This window comes from Haemophilus sp. UMB1048 (assembly GCF_030218125.1).
Taxonomy (GTDB): domain Bacteria; phylum Pseudomonadota; class Gammaproteobacteria; order Enterobacterales; family Pasteurellaceae; genus Haemophilus_D.
The window spans coordinates 71,084-85,786 of record NZ_JASOPB010000005.1; the positions used below are offsets into that span (position 1 = coordinate 71,084).

A 14,703-nucleotide genomic window follows, 5' to 3' on the forward strand; every position below is an offset into this window, starting at 1 on the left:
CCTTTAAAGCCATCTTCCTAAATGCAATTCCACAATATCGACTAAATGTCGAAGAAATGTGGTGTCTTGGTCGTTGTGGAAACGGTCTGTGTCTCGAGATTTGAAGAGTAAAAGTGCGGTTGGTTTTTGAGGTGTTCCACCTAAGCGGCAAATCGCCACAGAACCGATAGGGAGTTCTTCAGGAAGGAACATGAGGGCTTTTTCTTTATTGGAGAGATCGCCTAAATAGAATTGGCGTAAGCCCATGCGCTCTAGGCGAATGAGTTCAAAGGCTTTTCGGTCTAACCAATGTTGTTCAGGAATGGTGCTATTTTTTTGCCAGCAGTCAGTGAAAAGTAAGATTTTGGCACCTTCTAGTTCATAGCCTTTTGCCCAGTCATCAAGTTTTTCATTGATGGCAATAAAGTCTTCTGTTTGAAATAGTTTTTTCTGCAAAGGCAAAAGAGCAAAGAAGATATCTGCTTCTTGATGAGCAAGCTGATGAAATTTTTCGAGGAGTTGAGTAAGCGTTTTGATTTGTTCTCGTTGCTGAGCAAGCTGTGCTTCGACTAAGGAAATCGTCCCTTCTTCATGGCTATGCGGAATACTAAGCAGTTGAAGTAGTTCAGGACGATGGGTAAAAAAATCAGGGTGATTTTTTAGGTAGTCAGCAATATCTTGTTCAGTCATCAAAAACTCCTTAAAAAAATAACCGCACTTGGTTGTGCCAAAGTGCGGTTTATTTTTATGCTGTTTTAGGCCGCAAATGGATCGCGTAAAATCATTGTTTGAACACGATCTGGACCTGTTGAAAGGATAGCTACTGGCACACCAGTTACTTCTTCGATACGTTTGATGTAATCACGGCAAGTTTGCGGTAGTTTATTTACATCAGTCACACCGAAAGTGTTTTCTTTCCAACCAGGTAAGGTTTCGTAAATTGGCTCTACACCTTCCCAATCTTTCGCTGCTAATGGTGCATATTCAACGATTTCACCATTTGGCATTTTGTAAGCAGTACAGATTTTCACTTCATCGAAACCATCTAATACGTCTAATTTGGTCATACAGAAGCCAGAAATAGAGTTAAGTTGAATCGCACGGCGAATGGCTACGGCATCAAACCAACCACAACGACGAGGACGACCAGTTACTGCACCAAATTCATTACCTTTACGAGCAATTTCAGCACCAGTTTCATCGAATAATTCTGTGGTGAATGGACCGCCACCAACACGTGTACAGTATGCTTTGATGATACCTAACACATAATCAAGGTTACGAGGACCGAAACCAGAACCAGTTGCTACGCCACCTGCAGTGGTATTAGAACTGGTTACATACGGATAGGTTCCGTGGTCGATATCAAGCATGGTACCTTGTGCACCTTCGAATAAAATGTTGTCACCATTTTTGCGAGCGGTATCTAAGATGGTTGTCACATCTGCCACCATACCGGTGATGATATCAGCTACCGCGAAGACATCGTCTAATGTTTTTTGATAGTCAACAGGTTCTACTTTGTAGTAGTTCACCAATTGGAAATTATAGTATTCAAGGATATTTTTTAATTTTTCAGCAAAGGCTTCGCGATTGAATAAATCGCCCACGCGTAAACCACGACGAGCGACTTTATCTTCATAAGCTGGACCGATACCACGACCGGTTGTACCAATAGCTTTTTTACCTAATGCGGCTTCACGCGCGTGATCCATTGCAACGTGATAAGGTAGGATTAAAGGGCAAGCTTCTGAAATTAATAAACGTTCACGTACTTTTACGCCACGGCTTTCTAATTCGCCCATTTCTTGCATTAATGCGGCAGGAGAAAGCACCACGCCGTTACCGATTAAACAGGTCACGTTATCACGTAAAATACCAGATGGAATTAAGCGCAATACGGTTTTTTCACCATTAATAATTAACGTGTGACCTGCGTTATGACCACCTTGGTAACGCACCACATATTTGACTCGATCCGTTAATAAATCAACGATCTTGCCTTTCCCTTCATCGCCCCATTGAGCGCCAAGAACAACAACACTTTTTCCCATAATTTCCGCCTTAAGTTTGCGTAAGTTTATAAATCAGACAAACGATTACTTTACTCTTTTTTTGCCTTAATCTCAAATTTAAAACGTAAAAAAGTGCGGTTATTTTTAACCGCACTTTTCTTAAATTTATTATTCAAACAACGATTTATGTAATGAACGTACTACATCATCCGCTTTGTCACTATGCGCTAGCATACAAATATTATTCGTGCTTGCTCCATAGCTAATCATGCGAATGTTATAACCTTCGAGCGTGTCGAAAATACGTTTTGCTACACCAGAAGCGAGGTGTAAGTCATTTCCAATTAATGCGACAAGTGATAAGCCTGTATCGACTTTCACGGTGCAATATTGACTTAATTCTTCTAATAATTCTGGTGAAAGTAATTCAACACCAGATGAAGCAGAACCTGTTTTATCTAAAGTTAATGCAATACTCACTTCAGAAGTGGTAATCGTGTCCACCGAAATTTTATATTTGGCTAAGATATTGAATACATTCGCAAGGAATCCTTGGGCGTGTAACATGCTTAAGCTTGAAAGCGTCAATAAAGTTTGATCACGGCGAACTGCAATTGCACGGAATGTCGGACGTGGTTGTGGATCGCGTGTTACCCAAGTACCACCAGCATCAGGCGCTTTACTTGAACCTACATAAACGGGAATATTACTGCGTACAGCTGGAAGTAATGTTGCTGGGTGTAATACTTTAGCGCCAAAAGTTGCCATTTCAGCCGCTTCAGCAAAGCTCATGGTATCAATACGTTTAGCTTCAGGGACGACACGAGGGTCTGTGGTATAAATTCCCGCCACATCCGTCCAAATTAATACATCTTTTGCGTTTAATACTTCAGCTAAAAGTGCCGCAGAGTAGTCACTACCACCACGACCTAAAGTAGTTGTTTTACCGCCCGGTTCACGGCCGATAAAACCTTGGGTGATGACTAATTCACCTCGGTCGATTAGTGGTTTCAATAAATTATCGCAATTTGTTTGGGTTTGAGCATCATCTGGTGCCGCTTTACCAAAGTTATCATTGGTTGCGACTAAAGTACGCACATCGACCCAAGTAGCTGAGGTTTGTAATTCTCTTAATACTTCAATGAAAATTTGTGTCGACATCATTTCACCTTGACTGATGATTTCATCAGTTAAAGCTTTTGATGTCGCAAGGCTTGCCGCTTCAGAAAGTGCGGTAATATTTTCTAAGTATTTTTCGATGACAGGGCGTACACGGCTATCATCTTGTAATTCATTTAAAATATTTTCTTGAATTTGACGGACTTCACCAATTAATTTTGCACGTTCTTCTGCTTCTACACCATTGGCTAGGGCAACTAATAAGTTTGTTACACCGGCTGATGCGGAAAGTACCACAACGCGAGTATTAGGATCTGCAATGATGATTTTGGCACAAGCCTGCATAGCCGAATAGTTTGCAACGGATGTACCACCAAATTTTGCTACCGATAAATGAGACATAAGATAATCCTCTAAAATGAAAAGTAAGATGTTGTGTTTTGTGATGGGTATTAGAAATAGCGATTTCATCAAAAATTGTCAAATAAATACTCCAAAAAAATAGAGTAAAAAACCAATTATTTAGATATTTTTTGATTTAATAGGGTAAAAATTAAAGAATCATTAACTATTCGGCAGGAATTGGCAGAGGTTCTGGTGCACCGAGGAAATAAGGTTTTACACCGATGATTAAGTCTAACACGGCTTTTACGCGAGCAAACATTTCGCGAACACGTGTCCCGAAATACACGTCAGGTTGTTTCGCAGTAAAGCAAATTGCATCAATATCATAGTGTTTAGCAATCAACAGCGCGCGTTCACAATGGAATTTTTGGCTGATAATAGTAAAAGAGGGCACTTGGAAAACTTTACTTGCGCGCACAACAGAGTCTAAGGTGCGGAATCCCGCAAAATCTTTAAACATCACACTTTCAGATACACCCATTTTACGTAGATCCAAAAACATGGTGCGTGGTTCGTTATATTGAAGCGTGCGATTATCGCCACTTAGTAGTAAATAATCGACTTTATCTTGCTCGACCAAGAGTTTTGATGCTTCTAAGCGGTAATCATAATATTTATTGGTTTTGCCTTTAGCCACATATTTGGATGTGCCGAGTACCAATGCATAATGGCGATGCGGGAGCGTTTCGAGATCTTCATACACGCGGTCTTGTACATAAAAGCTCACGGCACGATCAATGGTGAAGCAACCAATCAAAACAAGCAAAAAGAACCCCAGGGCGTAACCGAGGAGTTTTTTTAGCGGAAGGCACAAGAGCCAGGAAAGTGCGGTCATTTTTGACAGCGTTTTGGATAGTTGCATTTTGCTAACATACTGAAAAAACAATGTAAGTTCAAGTGTAATTTGTTTACTGAATTGATAAGAAAATATTTAGACGTCTAAACGTCTAAAATTTCTTGACAAAAAAAATGAGCTGTTGATAATTGGTAAACCATCAACGTAAAAGGTTATCATTTCAATGGCTGTGCAAAATGTCGTGCTTTTTCAAGACAATCCACTCCAATTAACATTGGGCGGACAGCTTTCGCCTATTAATGTCGCGTATCAAACTTACGGCACTTTAAATGCAGATAAAAGCAATGCTGTATTGATTTGTCACGCTTTAACGGGAGATGCAGAACCTTATTTTGATGAACCGAATAAAGATGGCTGGTGGCAAAACTTTATGGGAGAAGGTCTAGCTTTTGATACATCTAAATACTTTTTTATTTGCTCAAATGTATTAGGTGGTTGTAAAGGCACAACGGGCCCGAGTTCGATAAATCCAATTACTGAAAAGCCTTATGGTAGCCAGTTCCCAAATATCATCGTTCAAGATATTATCAAAGTGCAAAAAGCTTTGCTTGAGCATCTTGGTATCCCACATTTAAAAGCAATCGTGGGTGGCTCTTTTGGTGGTATGCAAGCTACACAATGGGCAATTGATTATCCAGATTTTATGGATAACATTGTCAATCTTTGTTCTTCTATCTTCTTTAGTGCGGAAGCCATAGGTTTTAACCATGTCATGCGTCAAGCGGTGATTAATGATCCGAATTTCAATAATGGTGACTATTATGATGGCACGCCACCTAATCAAGGCCTTTCCATTGCACGAATGTTAGGAATGTTAACGTATCGTACCGATGTGCAGTTGGCTAAGGCATTTGGTCGTGCAACTAAATCTGAAGGGCAATTTTGGGGCGACCACTTTCAAGTAGAATCCTATTTGAGTTATCAAGGCAAAAAATTCTTAGATCGTTTTGATGCCAACACTTATTTGCATTTATTACGTGCACTGGATTTATATGACCCAAGTGTTGGTTATGCGGATGTAAAAGAAGCTTTATCTCGAATTAAAGCACGTTATACGTTAGTATCCGTCACGACAGATCAACTATTTAAATCCATTGATTTACATAAAAGTAAACTGCTTTTAGAACAAGCGGGAGTCGATTTAAAATTTTACGAGTTTCCGTCGGATTATGGTCATGATGCCTTTTTAGTGGATTATACGGCGTTTGAACATAAAATTCGAAGCGGGATAGAAGGCGAGTTAGAATAAAATGAACAGAAAAGGCGGAAATTTCCGCCTTTTTTGATTTTTATAAATGGCTCACGAAACGTGATAAATCTTTTGGTTTACACTCTTTTTCTAATTTTTCAGCTGCTGTACCAATTTGTAATAAGGCAACAATCTTATCATTTTTACCACAGCCAAATGCTTCACGTAATTCACGTCCTTCAATAAGTGGACCCGTTGCCCAAAAACTATCAAAGCCTAGCGCATTACCAGCAAGTTGAAGAGCATAAGTTGCTGCACCTGCAGTAAGCATTTGTTCCCAACCAGGAACTTTGGCGACTTCATGATTAATTTTAGCAATGACGGCAATAACCATCGGTGCGCGTCGTGCAAAATTCTCTGCTTTTTTTAGTCGCTCTTCACCTAAATTAAATTCAGTTACAGCTGCTTTGAGTAAGTTCTCTAATTTACTTAAACCAGTGCCTTGCATCACGACAAAATGATAAGGTTCGAGTTTACCATGATCGGGTGCACGTAAAGCAGCTTGAAACATTTGTTCTAATTGCACTTGGCTAGGTGCTGGCGCCGTTAATTTTTTATTGGATTTGCGTTGTGTTAAAAGAGTTAATGCGTCCATAGTGTTTTTCCCTTTTTTAGTTTTAAGTGCGGTTAATTATAACATAGTTTTTCACTAAACTTTATGATAGGCTACGCACAATTTTTATTTCTGTTTTTAAAGGTTTAATTTCACATGAATAACATCTTAAGCGTATTGAAATTTTGTTGTAAAGCGCTCAATTTTATCCGAAATCTTGTGATGAATTTTGTGTTTTTATTATTTGTTTTAGCGTTGATTTTTCTTGTCGGCCTTTTTGGGGATGGTAAGAAAAGCCAAGTCTTATCAGGTGATCAAGGTGCATTATATTTAAATTTAACGGGCTATCTTGCGGATAACACGGAAGATATGTTGAGTTGGGAAAAGGAACTCCAACGTTTAAATAATGAAAAAGTCTCTTATAAATATTCAACCTTTGATGTGGTGCAAAGTATTTTATCTGCGAAAGATGATGAACGAATTCGTGGTTTAGTGTTGAATTTAAATGACTTTGAAGGGGGGGATCTTCCATCATTAGAGTATGTAGGAAAGGCCATTCAAAGTTTTAAAGAATCACAAAAGCCAGTTATTGCTTATGCTGACAATTACACACAATCACAATATTTTCTTGCGAGTTTTGCGGATGAAATTTATCTCAATCCGATTGGACAAGTCAGCATTCAAGGTTTGCGTCAGGAAAATCTTTACTTTAAATCCATGCTCGAAAAACTTGAAATTACGCCGCATATTTTCCGAGTGGGGACATATAAGTCCGCGGTAGAGCCTTTCTTGCGTGATGATATGTCGCCAGAAGCAAAAGCGAATATGCAAAAATGGCTTGGGGGCATGTGGCAAAACTATATGCAAACGTTAATGGTTAATCGTCATATTACCGCTAATGATGTATTACCGAATGCACAAAAATATATTAGTGATTTAAAAGCGTTAAAGGGTGATGAAACGGCTTATGTGAAAAAACGTCAGTTAGTGACACATTTTGCGACAAGATTGGATTTAGATAAAAAATTGACCGCATTTTTTGGTCAAGATACAGAGGGAAATACTAAATTATTAGATTTTGAAGATTATCTACCTCATTTAGAGGACCGTTTTGCATCTGCACCAGATGAACCAAATATTGTGGCTGTTGTGAATGTGGAAGGTGAAATTATTGATGGAGAAAGTGATGAAGAGTCTGCTGGTGGTGATACCATTGCGAGATTATTAAGACAGGCTCACGATAATGAGAAAGTGAAGGCAGTTGTTCTCCGTGTTAATTCTCCGGGCGGTAGCGCTTTTGCATCAGAAATTATTCGTCAGGAAACTGAAAATCTTCAAAAAGCAGGTAAGCCTGTTGTGGTATCTATGGGCGGTATGGCTGCATCTGGTGGTTATTGGATTTCATCTACTGCAGATTATATTGTGGCAGATAAAAATACGATTACGGGTTCCATTGGGATCTTTACATTATTCCCAACCTTTGAAAACACGATTAAAAAAATGGGAATGAGTACCGATGGGGTAGCGACAACAGATCTCGCGGAAACATCAGCTTTAAGCCCTCTGAATAAAAATACTCAAGATATCTATCAACTTGGTATTGAAAATGGTTATGACCGCTTCTTAGATGTCGTAAGCCGTGGGCGTCAATTATCAAAAGATAAAGTAGATAAAATTGCTCAAGGCCAAATTTGGTTAGGACAAGATGCACAGAAAAACGGCTTAGTTGACGAATTAGGTGATATTGATATAGCCATTGATAAAGTGGTCGCGCTAGTCAATCAACATCCGGATAAATATATGGATAATTTTAGTGTGCAATGGTTGGTTGATGAAGATAATAGCTTCTTAGCTCAATTAGATCGTAAACTTAAACAAAAAGGCCAAGCGTTACTGACAAATTGGTTAGGATTACCACAGGAAGTGCATCAAGTGAAAAAACAACTGAATGTGTTAACCAAATTTAATGATCCAAAAGGGCAGTATTTGTATTGTTTAAATTGTGGTTCGGTTAAGTAAAACAGTAAAATGTAAAAAGGGCGGAATGTAAGTTCCGCCCTTATTTTTTTACCCAAATCGCTTATTTTTCATTTTTGATATTAGAGAAAATGTTCGCCAAAATTGGACCCGATACATTGTGCCAGAAACTAAATAAAGCACTTGGCACCGCCGCAATCGGGTTGAAATGAGCGGCAGCCAGTGCTGCACCTAAAGCAGAGTTTTGCATGCCCACTTCAATTGCCACCGCTTTACTATCCGCTGTATTAAGTTTAAATGATTTTGCCGCAAAGTACCCAATTAAATAACCTAAGCAGTTATGTAAAACTACTACGCTGAAAATTAATAGACCTGATTCTATGATTTTGTCTTTGCTTACTGCCACTACCGCTGCCAAGATTAAGACGATAGAAATAACAGAGACTAATGGCATAGTTTGGCTTGCTTGTTCTACTTGTTTTTTGAAGAGTGCATGAACGACTAAACCTAAGAAAATTGGGAACAATACCATTTGTAATATAGACATAAACATCGCGCCTGCATTAATATCTAACCATTGGCTTGCTAATACATAGAAAATAGCAGGGGTTAATATTGGTGAAAGTAAGGTTGAGATTGTGGTACAAGTAACAGAAAGTGCGGTGTTACCTTTCGCTAAATAAGTCATTACGTTTGATGAAGTACCACCCGGGCAAGAACCCACCAGAATCACACCAACCGCTAAATCAGCTGGCAAATCAAAGGCTTTTGCTAACCCGAATGCGATAGCAGGCATAATGATAAATTGACCTGCTACACCAATGAATACAGATTTAGGATGTTTAGCCACTTCACTGAAATCAGCAAAGGTGGGCGATTGTTTTTGCTCTTCTCGCCTTTCTCTTCCCGGCACAATTTAAAATTTTTGCGCCATACATTCCTTACCTTTTAGGTTTAGTGATGTTCGGTATGGGGATTACCCCCATAATGCGAAAGTTTTGCTCACAAAGTTAGTGAGTTTTAATAATGCTTGCATAGTTGCTTTCCTATTTTGTTAAAAAGAATGAAAAGAGCGGTCAATTTTAAAGACGTTTTTTTAAGATGTCTATGCCTAACTTGAATTTACAGATGATTAGGAAGTAGTTGTTTGCCAAGCATTTTCATCGAGTAATTGACCAAAATGACTTTCCACAAGAAGGCGGGTAATATTGTTTTGCGGATTGGTGAAGATCTCTCTTGGTGTACCTGATTCGATAATTTCACCTTCATCCATAACTAGCACTTGATCCGCAATATGTTTGATAATCCCTAAATTTTGTCCAACATAAATATAGGAAATGCCTAAGTGTTCTTGTAAATCTAAAATTAGATTAAGCAATTGAACACGAACGGAGGCATCTAATGTACCAAGTGCGTCATCGATAATAATCACTTCAGGCTGAAGAATGAGTGCACGAGCCAAAGCGATCCGCTGTTTTTGACTAACAGAGAGATGTTTAATTTTAAGATTAGTGTAATCAGGGTAAAGCCCTACTAACGAAAGGGTTTCAAAGATCTTTTGATTGCGAGTTTCTTCATCCCAATCGGTAATTAATCGCAGCGGTGCATCTAAGGCTTGGCCAATATTCAACCGAGGATTAAACGCTGAATTTGCATCTTGGAAAACCATTCGGATATGTTGTGCACGATAGTGAAAATCTTCAAATTGGAGCGGTAAATCATTAAATAAGATTTTCCCCGAAGTCGGGGGCGTAATCCCGGCAATCATTTTCACTAAGGTCGATTTCCCTGAACCATTTTTACCAATAATCGCAAGTGTTTCTTTCCGACTAAGCGAAAAGCTGACGTCCTTTACCGCATAAAACTGCTCAGAGCCAAAAAGTTTGGCTGGACCATCAAAGGTTTTACTGAGATTTTCCACTTTCAATAATGGCATTATTCGTTTCCTTTTGATTCTGTGTTGAGCGTAAGCGGTGAAGCGGCCACTTTATCTTTAAACTGCCGTTCTCGAAGATTAATCGGATGATGGCAGGAGAACTCATGCTGTTTAATACGATAGCGGCTTGGTTTTTGAATACATTCACGTTGAGCGAAAGGACAACGAGGCCCTAAACGACAACCAATAGGCATTTGTTCCAAAATCGGTATGGTGCCTTCTAGTGTCCCTAATTTGCTTTTAAAGCTTAAAGGGCGACTAAAATCCGGCACAGAGTAAAGTAATGCCTGCGTATAAGGATGGTGAGGCATTTCTAATATTTGGTCGGTTGGCCCAGACTCTGTATTTTGCCCACAATAAAGGACGGAAATACTATCACACCATTCGCTGATACTTTTAAGATCGTTACTTGCTAATAAAATCGTTGTGCCTTGGTTTTGATTCATGCTCGAAAGCAAACGGAAAATTTGCAAGGCCGTAATAGATTCCAAAGAATTCGTGGGTTCGTCCGCAATTAATAGACGAGGTTGATTCGCCACTGCTACGGCGATCATCACTTTTTGGCCTTCACCTTCAGTGAGGTCATCTGGATAACTTGCCATAATGTCTTGGTGATCTTTAATACCTACACGGTGTAGCAATTCAATTGCGCGACGTTTTTTCCAACCAAACCATTGCCACCAACGGCCTTTAAAGGTCCAATTGGGAATACTTTGGATAAGCTGTTTGCCGATTTTTCGACTTGGGTCTAGGCAGCTTAATGGATTTTGAAAGATCATTGAAATTTCTTTTCCAACGATTTTTCGACGTTGATTAGGTGTTAGTTTAAGTAATTCAGCATCATTAAAACGAAAACGGTCAGCGGTGACAATCCAGTTGTCTTTAATAGAATTACTGATTACTTTAGCAATTAAACTTTTACCTGAACCTGACTCACCGACAAGTCCTAGAATTTCACCTTCATTAAGCGAAAGATTGACGCCGTCCACAATTTTTATGCGGCCGTTTGGTGTTTGAATTTCAATATTAAGATTGCGAATATCTAACAGCGCCATGGGTTACTCGTAATATTTATTGATTGCTTGACACAATCCGTTAGTAAAAATAATGCTTAATAAAATGGTAAAAATAATAGCAAAACCAGGTAATAATACTGTCCAAGGCGCAAGATAAATCAGCTCTAGCGAGTCTTTGATCATCGCACCCCATTCTGACATTGGTCGTTGCGCACCAAGAGAAATAAAGCTTAATGCTGTAATATCTAAAATAGCGACCACAAATGCGCGAGCAATTTCTTGCGTATAGATAGCACTAATATTAGGCAAGATTGTAGTTTTTAGTAGCTCCCAATTTGAAATCCCATCTAATCTTAGTAAGAGAACATAGTCTTTCTTCAGCTCTTGTTGAATCGCTTGATAAATGGCATGCACAAAATACGGCAAAATAGCTAATAGGGTAGCAAACATGGCATTCATTAAGCTTGGTTCCATTAACGTGGAAATGATAATGGCAATCAGCAAAATAGGAATCGATAAAAAAGCATCAAAAAAATGACCTAAAAAACGCGCTTTAATCCCGTCAGACATACCCGCAAGAATACCTAGTGCGCCCCCAATAATTGCCACAGCGATAACCACCAAAAGGGATGAACCAAGAGTGTATTGTGTCCCCATTATTAATCGACTGAGTACATCTCGGCCAAGATCGTCCGTGCCAAAGAAAAAGGCGATACGACCTTTTTCTACCCAAGATGGCGGCATCAATTCTTCTCCCACAAACTCCATGCTTTCGCTATAAGGCATGATGAGTTTCGGGAAAATAGCGACCAAAATCAGGATAAAAAATAAGTAGAAACTAAATAATGCCACACGATTTTGGCGGAAAAGCAACCAAATTTGAAAGAAGGAGGTGCTTTCGCGAAATTCATCAGGTTCTCTATCTTGCATACCAGCCCTTCTTATTAAATGGATCTAACATAAACATCAGCGACTTGGCTAAGGTATCAATAATGATGATGCAAACACCGATCACTACGACACCGGCAGAAATACTGTTGTAATCTTGTTGGGTTACGGCATCAATCAGCCAACGCCCGATTCCTGGCCAACCTAAAACGTTTTCTACCAACATACATTGTGTTAATACTAAGGTAAATACGCGAGTAAGCTGTGGAATCAATAATGGAAATGTATTACGAAAAACGTAACGTTTTAAAATCGTCCATTTCGACCATCCACGTGTTACAGCCGCTTTGGCATATTCTTGTTGAAGTAAATAATCAGCCCGTTGCTGAATGATTCGGATAAACTCCATTGTTGGCAGAATACAAAGCACTAATGTCGGTAAGGCTAAATGCTGTAAAACATTTTGTACGATTTTGGTTCGGTAAGGGACATCAACAAACCACATATCAATGGTAGGGAAACCTGTGATAGGTTTGATTTCATAGAGTAAATTATACTGCCCGATGGCTGCAATCTCCCAGCTTTGAATCGCTGCTACATAGAGTAAAATCGGGGCAAACCAGAAAATAGGAATAGACAAACCAATATTAGAGATACTTTGCAATGCGCGTGCACAAGGACGCTGATTATAGACCGCACTTAATACGCCGAGAGGAATACCTAAGATGCAAGCCAATAAGAGTGCGGTAAAACAGAGCTCTAATGTGGGTGGTAATACAGTAAAAATTAAATCTTTTAACGATTCTCCGCCGTTATAGGTAATCCCTAAATCGCCCTGTAACAATGATGTAAGGTAATGATAATAAGCACTATAAATGTTATTTGTGACAAGATCGGCATTGAGTGGATCTCGCATTAAAATCACAAAACTTAATACGGATAAAATCAATAATAAAATGCTTACCCAAATGACATAACGAATTGCTGAAAAGAGCATTATTTTTTCTCCTTATTTTTCATGAAATACAAGGTAGAAAAATTGATGCTACCAAATGGGGTCATTTCAATTCCTTTTACATTACCACGTGCGACTAAAAGTCGTTTTACGTTTGCAATTGGCACAATAGGTAATTCGTTTAAAATGAGCTCTTGCGCATTGTTATACGCTTTAGACCGTTCATATAAATGATTGGTGGATAGTGCACGATCCATCATCTTATCGAATTCAGGGTTACACCAATTGGATAGATTAGTGATTTCCTTTTGTGTATCACAACTTAAAATCGGGCGCATAAAACCGTCAGGATCAAGGTTTCCAGCAAGCCAACCCGTTAAGATTAAATCGTAATCTTCTGTGCCTTTTCGCAATTGTTCGATTAAATATGTACGTGTGACTGACCGCACTTTAACCTCCACTCCCGCTTTGGCTAAATCCCATTTGATGAGCTCTGCCATTTTAATTGGTGCAGGGTTATATACTTGCTCTTCGTTTATTACCCACATCTTTAACGCGAGTTTTTTATCGCGTAACGTTTTTTCCGCTTCAGAGGGTTGATAATCATAAGAAAAATCAGGCGTATTAATCGCAGAAGCCCAAGAAATATCAGGGATAATGTTATTCGCTACGGTTGCTGTATTGTGGTAAATATTTCGCACAATTCTAAAACGGTTTAAACTTTGCGAAATAGCTTGACGAATAGTTTTATCTTGCATTAATGGCTTTTGGAAATTGAAAGCCAAATAGGCCAGGTTCATTCCATCTGTAGATTGCAGATAATAACGGTCGTCCTTTTCACTTAACAAGCCGAGTTGGCTGACTTCGGGATAAGAAGCGATTTGACATTCATTATTAAAGAATTTAATTAAACGCCCTGTACGATCCGCCGAAAGATCCACAATAATATTTTCAATTTTGGCTTTCTTTTCCCAATAAGCTTCATTGCGTATCAAGCGAACATATTGGTTATAAACGTAATCTTTTACTTGATAAGGACCCGTGCCAACAGGGTGTGTGTCCAATTGGGTGAGATTATCATCGGCACTTAATTGATACGCATATTCTTGAGAGAAAATAATAGAATATTGACTGGCAAGATGCGACAGAATTGACGCATCGGGTTCAAACAGTTCAATTTTGACCTGATAAGGATTCGTTGCTGTGATGCTTTTAATTTTTTGATTCAGCTTAATACTTTCAAAATACGGAAAGTGTACCTTTTTGGCTTGCTCATGGAAGATTCTATATTGTGGATTTTTATAAGTTACTTCATCATCTGAAAAGGTAGGCAAGTAAGTATCATGCCCTAAAACACGATTAATCGAAAAGACTACATCTTCGGCATTAAAGTCACGAGTTGGCGTAAACCAAGGAGTACGATGGAATTTCACCCCTTTACGAAGATTAATGAGAATTTGTTTGCCATCAGATGAAATTGAATAGGATTGTGCTAATACTGGAATGAGTGCTGCACTATGATCTTTAATATCAAACAGTTTGTTATAAATTTGCTCCGTCACCACATTCATACTGGTACCAGCGTCTGCAGTTTGTGGGTTAAAGGAAAAACCCGATGCATTTGTGCAGTATGTTAAGCCGTTTTCTGTCAGTATTTTGGGTATGCTTGGGGCGGCTTGTGCCAAATTAATTTGGCTCAACCCATACAATAAAAAACAAAAAGTGACATTTCGACGTAACATAGCTTTATTATTA

General features: G+C 38.9%; 12 protein-coding genes and 1 pseudogene. 2 read left to right on the forward strand and 11 right to left on the reverse strand.

Annotated elements, in window-relative coordinates; genetic code table 11:
- Window positions 1-3: 3 nt before the first annotated feature.
- The 4 genes from QP437_RS05790 to QP437_RS05805 form a co-directional block, all read right to left on the reverse strand.
- The gene (locus QP437_RS05790) at window positions 4-669 is read right to left on the reverse strand and encodes a DUF484 family protein (protein ID WP_285267249.1); all 666 of its coding nucleotides are present in this window, start codon (window positions 667-669) and stop codon (window positions 4-6) included.
- A 65-nt stretch (window positions 670-734) separates the two neighbouring features.
- The gene (gene purA, locus QP437_RS05795) at window positions 735-2,033 is read right to left on the reverse strand and encodes an adenylosuccinate synthase (RefSeq protein WP_285267250.1); all 1,299 of its coding nucleotides are present in this window, start codon (window positions 2,031-2,033) and stop codon (window positions 735-737) included.
- A gap of 129 nt (window positions 2,034-2,162) precedes the next feature.
- Window positions 2,163-3,515, reverse strand: a complete 1,353-nt coding sequence (gene lysC, locus QP437_RS05800; RefSeq protein WP_285267251.1) for a lysine-sensitive aspartokinase 3 — start codon at window positions 3,513-3,515, stop codon at window positions 2,163-2,165.
- Between the two features lie 166 nt (window positions 3,516-3,681).
- Window positions 3,682-4,353, reverse strand: a complete 672-nt coding sequence (locus QP437_RS05805; protein WP_285267327.1) for a vancomycin high temperature exclusion protein — start codon at window positions 4,351-4,353, stop codon at window positions 3,682-3,684.
- A 184-nt stretch (window positions 4,354-4,537) separates the two neighbouring features.
- Here QP437_RS05805 and QP437_RS05810 point away from each other — a divergent pair, with 184 nt between their 5' ends.
- Window positions 4,538-5,623 carry a homoserine O-acetyltransferase gene (locus QP437_RS05810; protein ID WP_285267252.1) on the forward strand — a complete coding sequence of 362 codons (1,086 nt, stop codon included), beginning with the start codon at window positions 4,538-4,540 and terminating at the stop codon, window positions 5,621-5,623.
- A gap of 40 nt (window positions 5,624-5,663) precedes the next feature.
- Here the strand turns inward: QP437_RS05810 and QP437_RS05815 are convergent, their stop codons facing one another.
- A complete protein-coding gene (locus QP437_RS05815; RefSeq protein WP_054419286.1) occupies window positions 5,664-6,218 on the reverse strand; it encodes a nitroreductase family protein in 555 nt (184 codons plus the stop codon).
- Window positions 6,219-6,332: 114 nt separating this feature from the next.
- Here QP437_RS05815 and sppA point away from each other — a divergent pair, with 114 nt between their 5' ends.
- Window positions 6,333-8,195 carry a signal peptide peptidase SppA gene (sppA, locus tag QP437_RS05820; RefSeq protein ID WP_285267253.1) on the forward strand — a complete coding sequence of 621 codons (1,863 nt, stop codon included), beginning with the start codon at window positions 6,333-6,335 and terminating at the stop codon, window positions 8,193-8,195.
- Between the two features lie 61 nt (window positions 8,196-8,256).
- Here the strand turns inward: sppA and QP437_RS05825 are convergent.
- From QP437_RS05825 to QP437_RS05850, 6 genes and pseudogenes are all read right to left on the reverse strand, one after another.
- Window positions 8,257-9,189: pseudogene (locus tag QP437_RS05825) on the reverse strand (bile acid:sodium symporter family protein).
- Between the two features lie 96 nt (window positions 9,190-9,285).
- Window positions 9,286-10,089, reverse strand: a complete 804-nt coding sequence (locus tag QP437_RS05830) for an ABC transporter ATP-binding protein (protein WP_049372495.1) — start codon at window positions 10,087-10,089, stop codon at window positions 9,286-9,288.
- Window positions 10,089-11,144, reverse strand: a complete 1,056-nt coding sequence (locus QP437_RS05835) for an oligopeptide/dipeptide ABC transporter ATP-binding protein (RefSeq protein ID WP_285267254.1) — start codon at window positions 11,142-11,144, stop codon at window positions 10,089-10,091. Before QP437_RS05835 ends, QP437_RS05830 begins: the two co-directional genes overlap by 1 nt.
- 3 nt (window positions 11,145-11,147) lie before the next feature.
- Complete coding sequence (locus QP437_RS05840) at window positions 11,148-12,035, reverse strand: ABC transporter permease subunit (protein ID WP_285267255.1); 888 nt, start codon at window positions 12,033-12,035, stop codon at window positions 11,148-11,150.
- Window positions 12,025-12,990 carry an ABC transporter permease subunit gene (locus QP437_RS05845; protein ID WP_265469622.1) on the reverse strand — a complete coding sequence of 322 codons (966 nt, stop codon included), beginning with the start codon at window positions 12,988-12,990 and terminating at the stop codon, window positions 12,025-12,027. The genes QP437_RS05840 and QP437_RS05845 overlap by 11 nt, the downstream gene beginning before the upstream one ends.
- Window positions 12,990-14,690: an ABC transporter substrate-binding protein gene (locus tag QP437_RS05850; RefSeq protein ID WP_285267256.1), complete on the reverse strand. Its 1,701-nt coding sequence runs from the start codon at window positions 14,688-14,690 to the stop codon at window positions 12,990-12,992. Before QP437_RS05850 ends, QP437_RS05845 begins: the two co-directional genes overlap by 1 nt.
- Window positions 14,691-14,703 lie beyond the last annotated feature (13 nt).

Bases quoted from the DNA above. Each gene is read 5' to 3' on its own strand.
- sppA (WP_285267253.1), top strand. From the start codon at position 6,333: ATGAATAACATCTTAAGCGTATTGAAATTTTGTTGTAAAGCGCTCAAT.
- QP437_RS05815 (WP_054419286.1), bottom strand. From the start codon at position 6,218: ATGGACGCATTAACTCTTTTAACACAACGCAAATCCAATAAAAAATTA.
- purA (WP_285267250.1), bottom strand. From the start codon at position 2,033: ATGGGAAAAAGTGTTGTTGTTCTTGGCGCTCAATGGGGCGATGAAGGG.
- QP437_RS05845 (WP_265469622.1), bottom strand. From the start codon at position 12,990: ATGCTCTTTTCAGCAATTCGTTATGTCATTTGGGTAAGCATTTTATTA.
- QP437_RS05850 (WP_285267256.1), bottom strand. From the start codon at position 14,690: ATGTTACGTCGAAATGTCACTTTTTGTTTTTTATTGTATGGGTTGAGC.
- QP437_RS05810 (WP_285267252.1), top strand. From the start codon at position 4,538: ATGGCTGTGCAAAATGTCGTGCTTTTTCAAGACAATCCACTCCAATTA.
- QP437_RS05830 (WP_049372495.1), bottom strand. From the start codon at position 10,089: ATGCCATTATTGAAAGTGGAAAATCTCAGTAAAACCTTTGATGGTCCA.
- QP437_RS05805 (WP_285267327.1), bottom strand. From the start codon at position 4,353: ATGACCGCACTTTCCTGGCTCTTGTGCCTTCCGCTAAAAAAACTCCTC.
- QP437_RS05790 (WP_285267249.1), bottom strand. From the start codon at position 669: ATGACTGAACAAGATATTGCTGACTACCTAAAAAATCACCCTGATTTT.
- lysC (WP_285267251.1), bottom strand. From the start codon at position 3,515: ATGTCTCATTTATCGGTAGCAAAATTTGGTGGTACATCCGTTGCAAAC.
- QP437_RS05840 (WP_285267255.1), bottom strand. From the start codon at position 12,035: ATGCAAGATAGAGAACCTGATGAATTTCGCGAAAGCACCTCCTTCTTT.
- QP437_RS05835 (WP_285267254.1), bottom strand. From the start codon at position 11,144: ATGGCGCTGTTAGATATTCGCAATCTTAATATTGAAATTCAAACACCA.